The 10,154-nt window shown below is 59.5% G+C and carries 9 protein-coding genes and 1 pseudogene; 6 read left to right on the top strand and 4 right to left on the bottom strand.

What is annotated here, in order from left to right:
• The 4 genes from D8M36_RS09930 to D8M36_RS09915 form a co-directional block, all read left to right on the top strand.
• Positions 1 to 522: Cna B-type domain-containing protein (locus tag D8M36_RS09930; RefSeq protein ID WP_126848608.1), on the top strand; the 522-nt coding region annotated here is incomplete at its 5' end.
• A 162-nt stretch (positions 523 to 684) separates the two neighbouring features.
• Complete coding sequence (locus D8M36_RS09925) at positions 685 to 1,107, top strand: arsenate-mycothiol transferase ArsC (RefSeq protein WP_126848606.1); 423 nt, start codon at positions 685 to 687, stop codon at positions 1,105 to 1,107.
• A gap of 15 nt (positions 1,108 to 1,122) precedes the next feature.
• A complete protein-coding gene (gene arsB / locus D8M36_RS09920) occupies positions 1,123 to 2,214 on the top strand; it encodes an ACR3 family arsenite efflux transporter (RefSeq protein ID WP_202974892.1) in 1,092 nt (363 codons plus the stop codon).
• 197 nt (positions 2,215 to 2,411) lie between these two features.
• Entirely contained in the window at positions 2,412 to 3,563 is a 1,152-nt protein-coding gene (locus D8M36_RS09915) for a type IIL restriction-modification enzyme MmeI (protein ID WP_126848602.1), read from the top strand.
• Between the two features lie 754 nt (positions 3,564 to 4,317).
• Here the strand turns inward: D8M36_RS09915 and D8M36_RS09910 are convergent.
• The 4 genes and pseudogenes from D8M36_RS09910 to D8M36_RS10435 form a co-directional block, all read right to left on the bottom strand.
• Complete coding sequence (locus tag D8M36_RS09910) at positions 4,318 to 5,901, bottom strand: recombinase family protein (protein WP_126848600.1); 1,584 nt, start codon at positions 5,899 to 5,901, stop codon at positions 4,318 to 4,320.
• Positions 5,902 to 6,561: a hypothetical protein gene (locus D8M36_RS10245; protein WP_202974891.1), complete on the bottom strand. Its 660-nt coding sequence runs from the start codon at positions 6,559 to 6,561 to the stop codon at positions 5,902 to 5,904. It lies immediately after the preceding gene.
• 18 nt (positions 6,562 to 6,579) lie between these two features.
• A complete protein-coding gene (locus tag D8M36_RS10440; protein ID WP_274542653.1) occupies positions 6,580 to 6,795 on the bottom strand; it encodes a recombinase family protein in 216 nt (71 codons plus the stop codon).
• Between the two features lie 66 nt (positions 6,796 to 6,861).
• Positions 6,862 to 7,128 (bottom strand): annotated as a pseudogene (locus D8M36_RS10435) (recombinase family protein); the annotation flags it as partial.
• 185 nt (positions 7,129 to 7,313) lie between these two features.
• Here D8M36_RS10435 and D8M36_RS09900 point away from each other — a divergent pair.
• Entirely contained in the window at positions 7,314 to 7,829 is a 516-nt protein-coding gene (locus D8M36_RS09900) for an ECF transporter S component (RefSeq protein WP_223845782.1), read from the top strand.
• Positions 7,822 to 10,149: an ATP-binding cassette domain-containing protein gene (locus tag D8M36_RS09895; protein WP_238638448.1), complete on the top strand. Its 2,328-nt coding sequence runs from the start codon at positions 7,822 to 7,824 to the stop codon at positions 10,147 to 10,149. The genes D8M36_RS09900 and D8M36_RS09895 overlap by 8 nt, the downstream gene beginning before the upstream one ends.
• Positions 10,150 to 10,154 lie beyond the last annotated feature (5 nt).

The raw sequence follows: 10,154 nt of genomic DNA, 5'->3' as shown, positions 1-10,154 counted from the left end.
TCGTTTGAGGGTGAGGATCTTGATCCGGCGTTGACGATGCCGGTGAAGGTTCAGCTCATGGAGTCGACTGGTGGGGGGAAGTCGCCGGTTGGTGATCCCGTCGAGTTGAACGCCGAGAACGGTTGGACGCACACGTTCACGGATTTGCCTGGGTGGAAGCTTGTGGACGGCAAGACAGCCGATATTTCGTACTCGGTTGAGGAGCTGACTGTTGAGGGCTTCACCTCCGAGGTGACGGGCGATGCGGCAAGTGGCTTCACGATCACGAATACGCAGACTCCACCGTCGACCCCGACGCCGGAGCCAACACCGACTCCGACGCCGGAGCCAACCCCTACACCGGAACCCACCCCGACACCGACACCGGAAACCACACCTACGCCGGAGCCGACACCGACTCCGACGCCGAGGAAGAAGCAGCCCCCGATGCCACGCACGGGCGCTGAGATAGGCGCAGCAGCCTTGTTCGCGCTCGTACTGACGGGTGTGGGTGCGGTGCTCGTGACGCGTCGCAGGTCGTAACCCTTGCACGTTGCTCACCACAGTGAGTACACGGGGAGGCCCCCGGGAATACGATGATTCCGGGGGCCTCCTTGTGCGCACTTCGCCACGACGGCATGCGAGGCTGCAACGGCTGCTCATAAAATGATGGGCAACGATGTCACCTCGTCGGGAGCAAGAAACATGAGCAAACCCAGTGTGCTGTTTGTGTGCGTGAAAAATGGCGGCAAGAGCCAAATGGCGGCGGCACTCATGCGTCACCATGCACGAGGTGCCGTGGAGGTGCATTCAGCGGGCACGAAGCCGGGAACGGCGCTCAATGAGGCTTCTCGCGCGAGCGTGGCAACCGTCGGAGGAAATTTTGACGGTGAATTCCCGAAGCCGAGCGACCCAAGCATCCTGCGCGCTGCGGATCGCACCATCATCGTGGGAGGTGACGCGCACGTCGAACCGATCGAGGGCATGCGTGGCACGATCGAAAAGTGGGAGATTGATGAGCCATCGCTTCGCGGCATCGAGGGAGAGGAGCGCATGGCCCTCATCCGTGACGATATTGATCGACGCGTTCGGGCCCTGCTTGCAGAGCTGACCGCAAGCGCCAAGTAAGCGAAAGGAATAACTGTGCAGGATAGCGTCGCACCCCGACTGTCCATCCTTGACCGTCTTTTGCCGCTTTTCATACTTGCGGCGATGGTCGTGGGAATTGCGCTGAGCGTGTGGGTTCCGCAAACCGCGGAGGTGCTCAACCACGTAAAAATTAGCGACATTTCGCTGCCGATCGCTCTTGGCCTCCTCGTCATGATGTACCCGCCGCTCGCGAAGGTGAGGTTTGAGAAGGCGCGCAAGATCGTGCGCGATAGGCGGCTCATGATCCTCTCGCTGCTGCTCAACTGGGTGGTGGGCCCCCTCGTGATGTTCGCCCTCGCGTGGGTGTTCCTGCCCAATGAACCGGAGCTTCGAACGGGTCTTGTGATCGTTGGCCTGGCGCGCTGCATCGCCATGGTGCTCGTGTGGAGCGATCTCTCGTGTGCGGACCGTGAAGCAACCGCTGTTCTCGTAGCGATCAATTCCGTGTTCCAGCTCCTCATGTTCTCGGTGCTCGGCTGGTTCTACCTGCAGGTTCTTCCCGGATGGTTGGGGCTGGACACGACGAGCGCGCAGTTCTCCTTCGCGGCAATCGCGAAAAGCGTGCTCATTTTCCTCGGTATCCCGCTCGCGCTCGGTGTGCTTTCACGCCTGATCGGCGAGCACTTCAAGGGCCGCGCCTGGTTCGAAAACACCTTCCTGCCGAAGGTTTCGCCACTGGCCATGATTGGCCTGCTGTACACGATCATTGTGCTCTTCTGCCTCCAGGGCCGGCAGATCCTGCAGCACCCCTGGAGCGTCGCAAGTGTTGCCTTGCCACTGCTCGCCTATTTCGTGTTCATGTTTGGAATCTCGCTTATCGCCGCGCGGGCATCGGGCATGAACTATGCGCAGAGTGCCTCCACGGCTTTCACCGCCACCGGAAACAATTTTGAGCTCGCGATCGCCGTGACGATCGGAACGTTCGGCGCGACCTCTTCGCAGGCACTCGCGGGCACGATCGGTCCAATGGTGGAGATTCCCGTGCTGGTCGCGCTCGTGTACGTCATGCGGGCCGTGGGGCCCCGCCTGTTCCCGGGGGATCCGACGCTTCCCCCCGCCTCCTCGACCGCTCACGCCTCGGCTTAAGGGCTGCGTGGCCACGGCCTGGTTGCGGTGCGCCCCGGCGGGCGCGGTGCCGTGAGTCGGGCTCGGGGGTGCGGTTCCGACGCTTGCCACCGCCATATCGATGCGCTTGCGAATAACGAGATCCGGGATGGCGTGAGGTCCCGTGAAGCCCGGTAACGTAGACGTGGACACCATCGTTTTCGCGCCCAGGAGCTGCCATGCCGAAGCCTCTCGTTCTTTCCGATATCCGCAATCGCGCTGGGGCGTTTGTGGCGGATTGGCGTGAGGCGGAGGGTTATGAGAAGGGCGAGGCGCAAGAGTTCGTGCGCGGCCTTCTTCGATGCTTCGGTATTAGTGGCCGTACGGCCGCTGTGTATGAGAAGCGCGCGCGGCGCTCATCAACGGGCCAGCACGGGTTTATCGACGCGCTCATTTCGGGCACCGTCGTGATCGAAATGAAGAGTGCGGGCCGCGATCTTGTAGCGGCTGAGCAGCAGGCGCTCGATTACCTCGACTCTCTCACGGAGAATGAGCGGCCCGACTACATCCTCACCTCGGATTTTAAAAAGTTCAGGCTTCTGAGCCTCGTAGCAGAAGCGGGGGAGAGTGACACTCTCGAGTTCCCGCTTGAGGAGCTGCCCGCGCATGTTGAGGACCTCATGTTCCTTGCCGGGTATCGGCGTGCGAAGTTCGGCTCGAAGGAGCAGGAGCAGGCGTCGATCCAGGCGGCGAACCTCATGGCTCGCCTGTATGAGCACTTGGAGGCGACGGGGTATGACGAGCACCAAGCGAGCGTGTTCCTCATTCGCACCTTGTTTTGCCTCTATGCGGATGACGCGGGTTTGTGGGAGCGCGATCTGTTCTCGCGGTATCTCGAGGAACGCACGAGTGAGGATGGAAGCGATTTGGGCTCCCAGCTCGCGACGCTGTACCAGGCGCTCAACAAGCCCGAGGATAAGCGTTATGCGAAGGACGACGAGTTACTGCAAGCGTTCCCGTATGTGAACGGGAGCGTGTTCGGGGAGCCGACGGATATCCCGTATTTCGATCGAGAATCTCGTGAGCTGCTCATCCAGGCGTCCTACTTCAATTGGTCGAGTATTAGCCCCGCGGTTTTCGGCAGCCTCTTCCAGGCGGTGAAAGACAAGAAAGCGCGCCGCGAGCTCGGTGAGCACTACACAACCGAAACGAACATTCTGAAGCTTATTCGCCCGCTCTTCCTCGACGAGCTCGATGAGTGTTTCACGAAGGCATACAACAAGAAGAGTGAGCTGAACAAACTCCTCGAGCACTTGGGGGAGCTGCAGTTCCTAGAAACTTTCATGCCACAACGGATACAAACGCGCGCCAACTACGATTTAGCCGCTTGATTGGTTCACGCCGAAGGAATTGACTAATGGAATTGAATCAAACTACCCGTCAGAGGCTTGAAAGCTTCATTACCGAGATTCCCCCACGCCTCCTTCACACTGCCGGACTGGCTTGCTTCTTCTTGACCGCAGCTCCCAGTACGTCTGGCGCGGTCTGCGTACCTGCCGCGTCTGCCATGCTCACGGCGTTGACTAGGTTCGAGATACCGGCAATCGCGGTTCCAGCTGTCGTACGCGTCTCTTGGTCCCGCTTCGAGAGAGGAAACAGATGCCCAACGCTTGACAGCGCGGGAAACATTAATGGACACGTTGTAGTTATCACCGAGGAGGACGACTTTATTGACGCCTCGGTTCTGCAGTTCGACGATGTTGTCGAGCGTCGCGGCCCGTCTGGCTTGATGCCACTCGTTGGGAACCAGTGCGGACTGTGGAAGTCGCTGACTTCGCCAGCCTCGGCAGTTGGTGAGCCCCTGAATACCGCAGAGTTCCTACTTGCACCCTCAGGGGGTCATATTTGCTACGCCCTCTACCATCCAGCACCAGCCGCGGATATTGTTCAACGCTACAGAGAGCTCAATAGTAGCAACAATTTGCTGGCGTGGGAGGAGAGTATGGCTGATTTGTATGCCTGGATAGCTGCTAATAAACTCCCACAGCTTCAACTTCCAAACGCTTCCGTCAACAGCGGGCTGCAGCAGGCAATGGATCTCTGGAGAGGGCAGCCGCAGCCCAACTGGAATAGCTGATGAGCTGGTCAGTCCTTGGCGATGTCTTGTTGGCTTCCGTCACGGAAGATGAACGTCACTGTGCCATGCTGGCTGACGGTGGCGTGGTCGAGGAGAGTCACGCACAGGTAGGGACTGAAGGTTAGAATGTTGATCTCGAGGTTGGTAGTTTCTTGCCGGTAGTAGCGGTAAGTGGCGAGGCGATTCTGTTTGCTCTGAATCTGGGCGTATACCTCGGCATGTCGCGCGAGGAGTGCTTGGTGCTGCTGGTGGACTGCGTTGAACTTCTGCTCATAGGCGTGTTGGTCTTGTGCGACGCGTGCGTTGTGGGCGATCAACGCTTGGATTTTCTTGGCCACCTCATCGATTTGGGCGACTAGACCTGCGGCTTGAACTTCCAGGTCGCTAGTATCGAGTACCTCTAATAACGCCTGGCTTGTGCTGTCATCGGCTGGCTTATCGAAGCGCAGTTGGATGGCGTCGAGGAACAGGTCTTTGAGGCGCTGATCGTCGATGTGCCCGGTGGCGCATTTTTCCTGGCCTGAGTATTTGTGGCCGCACCGCCAGATGACCTTTTCGTACTTACTGCCCGCGTGCCAGGTTTTCGATCCGAAGAAGTGTCCGCATTGGCCGCAGATGAGGGTGGATGAGAAGGGGCGGGTGCGGTGCTGTGTTCGCTGATCTCTAGCGCCTTTAGCGATTTCGGCTTGGACAAAGTCCCACACGGCGGGGCTGATGATGGCCTCGTGGTTTCCGGTGACGTAGTACTGGGGTACTTCGCCCTCGTTGATGACTTGCTTCTTAGTGAGGAAGTCTGCGGTGTAGCTCTTTTGCAGGAGTGCGTCTCCTTTGTATTTCTCGTTGGTGAGAATGGAGCGCACGGACTGGTAATGCCAGGTTTTATTCCCTGCTGCCGTGTAGGTTGCTGGCTCGTCTGTCAGGGTGTGCGCGATATGCCTGATGGAGTGGCCTTCCAGGTACATGCCGTAGATGCGGCGCACCAGTTTTGCCTGCTCAGGGTTGACGACGAGGTTGCCGTCTTCACCCTTGTCGTATCCGAGGAAGCGGGAGTATGGGACGGTGACTTTGCCGTCGGCGAAGCGTTTGCGGTGTCCCCAGGTGACGTTTTCTGAGATGGAGCGGGCTTCTTCTTGGGCGAGGGAACTCATGATGGTGATGAGGAGCTCGCCTTTGGCGTCGAAGGTCCAGATGCCTTCTTTTTCGAAGAAGACCTCCACGCCTTTGTCTTTGAGGGTTCGAACGGTGGTGAGCGAGTCGACGGTGTTGCGGGCGAACCGGGACACACTCTTGGTGATGATCAGGTCGATCTTGCCGTCGAGCGCGTCGGTGACCATCTGCTGGAATCCAGCGCGGTGTTTGGTTGAGGTGCCTGTGATGCCTTCGTCGGTGTAGACCTTCACGAACTGCCATCCTGCGTGATCGCTAATGTAGCGGGTGTAGTAGTCGACCTGGGCTTCGTAGGACGTCACCTGATCGTCGTGGTCGGTGGACACGCGGGCATACCCGGCGACCCTGCGCAGAGTCGTTTGTCCAAGTGGAGCACCAGTGTGGAGCGCTCGGGTGGCGGGGATTGCTGTGACGGTGCGGGCCATTTAGCGTTCGCCTCGCTCGGCGCGCAGGCGCTCAGCCTCTGCCTTGGCCACGGCCCGGTACTTCGCCAATGCTTCTGGTGGTGTTGGTGCTTGCCGTGGGTTGTTCAAACCGAGCCTTTTGGCTTCGGCCCAGCGGGCACGCAAGAGTTCACCCCAGGCGGCTTTTCTTGCTGGGGTCCACGAGCTCTTCTTCAGGTTTGGTCGCCACGTGTGCGAGCTGCTGGTGCCATCGGTGTAATGAAACGTGTAGTGGTCTTTTCCCTGCACGTCGATGTGGTTGATACGCTCGTTGAACACCTCTTGGTCGAAGGTCTCGATGTCAAGGACTTGGGCGATGAAGCCTTTGAGTGCCGTGTCAGAGATCTCGCAGGTGTCGCATCCGGTTTTGCGGCCTTTCTTGCGTTCGGTGCAGATCCAGTGCTCGGTGGAGATCGAGTTTTGGGTTTTTGGATTGCGTACGTTGCGCACGAACGAGCAGTTGCAGGACACGCATTTGATCTTCGCCGTCAACGCCACAGTTTCGATGGACCAGTTCGCCCGGGCCCCGAGTTCCCGGCGGCGTGTGATCTCGGTTTGTACAGCGGTGAAGGTGTCGCGGTCGATGATCGCGGGGATCGCGTTTTCCACCAGGTATTGCGGCAACTGGCCGGTGTTGCGCACTGCTCGTCCAGGCCTGCCCTACGGAGTGGACCATCGCCCTAACAAGAGGTCGCCGGTGTAGTGCGGGTTCTTCAGGATGTGACGGACCCATTCCCCGGGCAACTTGTTATCAGCCAGGTGCGGAACCCTACCGTCAGCGATGAGCTGTGCGGCCATCTTTTCGCACGAGGTCTTCTTCATGTACTGGGCGAAGATCCAACGCACCACGGCTGCTTCTTCTTCGATGATCTGCACGTCGGTGCCGTCAGCGGAGTCGGTGTAACCGTACAGGTGGAAGCCGTTCGCTTTGCCTTCTTCGAAGCCTCTCCAAACGCGCCACTTCACGTTTTGGCTGATTTGCTCCGATTCTGCCTGCGCGAAAGACGCCAGCAGGGTGAGCAAGAGTTCACCGTCAGCGCTGGTTGAGGAGATGTTCTCCTTTTCGAATCGCACCTCCACCCCGAGGTCTTTCAGCTCGCGAACGGTTTCGAGCAGGTCGACGGTGTTGCGAGCGAAGCGCGAGATCGACTTGGTGAGGATCAGGTCGATCGCTCCTTTCCGGGCAAGGGCCAGCATTTCTTGGAACTGGGGTCGATGCGTGGGCTGCGTCTCTGCGTAGGCTCAACGTCTAGCTCAAGGGACTTGACCCCGGTCGGGAGTTAGGTTAGGCTAACCTAAGTGAAAGGAGGTTTGCTGTGACAGACCGATCCGGTACAGTTCGACGCTCAGCTCGCGGGGGATTAACCGACTCAATTCTAGGTACCCGAAATCTCATGATGGTGGCCTCCCTGTCGGTGGTCGGCCTCATCATCCTCATCCCACTGAGCTACATCGCGCCGGCGGGTGCGGCTTCGCAGAGCGCAGTCTGGCTCGGGGTGTCCCTTCTCGGACTTTGGGTCATTCCCTACCTCCTTCCTCTGGCCGTTGTGCGAAGGCCGGGCGCTTCGCTGCTGGCCGCGCTGATCATCGGAGTTGTGAGCGTATTTACTACTCCCACTGGGCCTGCCGCGATTGTCGGTAACGTCATTGGCGGGCTCCTGGTTGAGTTTCCCATGGCGTTGATGCTGTACCGGAAGTGGACGTGGTGGGCGTATCTGATCTCCGCCGCATTCTTCGGGGCATTTAACAGCCTGTTGTACCTCACGCTGCTCAAGCACGCGGTGGGAATCTCGGTATCGGGACTGATCGTGCTGGTGGGAGTCACGTCGTCCGTCATTGGCGGTTTGGCCGTCGTCGGACTAACCCGTTTGCTCAACAATGCAGGCGTAGGCGTAGACCATCGTGAGTGAAACGCTGGCCTCCACTTTGAGCAACGAGCAACGGTCTGTGAGCGAGTCCGCGCGGGCGCTCCTGGCGGTTGAGGATCTTTCCGTTCACTACTTGGGTCAGGACCGGTGGGTGCTGCAACGTCCAAGCCTGGTCCACCTGAGCGGTCAGGTAACGGCCGTCATTGGGCCCTCTGGATGCGGTAAAACTACCTTCGTCCGAGCCGTGTGCGGCCTTGTGCCCCACTGTCTGCCGTCCGAATACTCCGGCAGCGTTCAAATTGCCGGCGCCGAAATCGCCGACGCCACGGTCCAGTTGATCGCTACCAATGTCGCCTACGTGGGACAAAATCCGGATGCCGCAGTCATTACCCGTACGGTGTATGACGATGTCGCGTTTGCGCTGCAGAACCTCTGCCTGCCTGTTCCTGAGATTGATCGACGGGTACGCGAGGCATTGGCTGCGGTTGGTCTGGAGACCAAGCTGTGGGAGAGCCCATGGAGATTATCGGGCGGCCAACGCCAGCGCCTAGCGATCGCGGTAGCACTGGCTATGCAGCCCCGCTTACTTGTCCTCGATGAGCCAACATCGACTATTGACACGCAAGGCACGGACGAGTTTTACAGCGTCATCCAACAGCTGGTTAGCGATGGCGTGGGCATCGTGGTGATCGACCATGACCTCGACCCGGTCCTACCCCTGTGCGATCACGTCATAGCGCTCAACGCGCAGGGCGCGGTGATCGCGCAGGGAACTCCACATGAGGTTTTTCTCAGCCATACCGCGGAACTTGAGGCGTGCGGAGTGTGGCTGCCCCGTGCGTTACGCGACGAATCCCCGCACCACGCCTTGACCTGCGAGCAGGCGGGCATTCGAGTTCCCCGCATCACGGATATCTGTGGTGATTCGGTGCAATATCAGCGGCGCACCGAAGCAGGATGGGAAACCATCGATGCGATTGACACGCTCGACGGTGGAGGCAGCGCCACGGTAGAGCTGGCAGATTTCTGTGTTCCCGGACGTTCCCCAGCTATCTCTATGCGGCTACGGGGTGGCGAGTTTATCGCGCTTATAGGGCCGAATGGCGCAGGCAAAACATCCCTGCTCGCGGCGCTGGCGGGTCTCATACCATCAAAGGCACAACGCGCTACGGTCTGCGGAGAGGTTGTGCGGCGAGGGCGGCACCAGGTCGGCTACGTGTTTCAAAACCCGGAACATCAGATGGTTTGTTCCACCGTGGCTGGCGAAATCTCCACGGGGGATGTTTCCGCGTCTAAAGCCGAGGCTATTGTGGAGCAATTCCATCTCTCCCAGTATCGAGACCAACACCCGTTGACTCTCTCAGGCGGCCAGATTCGTAGACTATCGGTGGCTACGATGGTCGCCGAGAGCCGCGATGTGATTGTCCTTGACGAGCCCACGTACGGCCAGGACTGGGCGAATACCTGCGAACTCATGGCCTTCATCGACGAACTGCGCGCTGAGGGCAGAACCGTCATCATGGCCACCCACGACCTAGAACTTGCCCTATCACGCTGCAGCCACATCATCGCGCTACCTGCTGCCGTTAGCGAAACTCGTGAAAACGCCGCATCCGCAGCACCAGCGAACCCGCCTTCGCCGTCCGTGCCCCGTGGACTCTTCTCATCGTTCAATCCTGTGACGTTGCTATTGGCGCTAATCCCGGCGATGGTCATGGTGTTCGTATGCAAGGACCCGGCCGTCAATGTTGGAGTGCTCATCGCAGCGAGCCTGGCCATGGTAGCCGCGAGAGCGAGTCGCGCTCGAACGGTCATGTCACTGCTAGCACCCTGGGTCATCGCAGCTGTGCTACTGCCGGTGTTCCGCTACAACTACACCATTGAAGAGGTCAGCCCACTCTACAATCACGGTGGCGAGCTTGCCGCAGCGAGCGGTATCGGGGCACTGTTGTCCCTCATGCTGCTTTCAGGCATCAGCACTCATCCGGAAGCGCTGCTTCGCACGTTGACGACGACGTTCAAGCTTCCCTATCGGGTCACTGCGGCGGGAGCTGCGGCTGTCGCCTTCGTCACTCGTTTCCGGCAAGATTTCCAGCTGTTGCGCACAGCGCGGGCATTGCGGGGTATTGGGGCATCATGGGGGCCGTTAGCGCCCGCAATTCGATGGGTGGGTTCCCTCGTGCCGCTGGCGATCCTCGCCGTCCAGCACGGCGAACGGGTTGCCCTGTCGATGGATTCACGTGGCTTTGGCGCCTATCCGCGGCGCACGGAACTCCAACACACACCGTGGCAGGTGCGAGATTGGTGCCTGGTGGGCCTCCTTTGGGCCGTTACTGCGTTGCTGTGGTGGTGGCGCCAATGAACGTT

The organism is Dermabacter sp. HSID17554 (assembly GCF_003989295.1).
GTDB classification, from domain to species: domain Bacteria; phylum Actinomycetota; class Actinomycetes; order Actinomycetales; family Dermabacteraceae; genus Dermabacter; species Dermabacter vaginalis.
The sequence above is the reverse complement of the archived record's forward strand: the minus strand, read 5'-3'. Positions and strand labels throughout refer to the sequence as shown.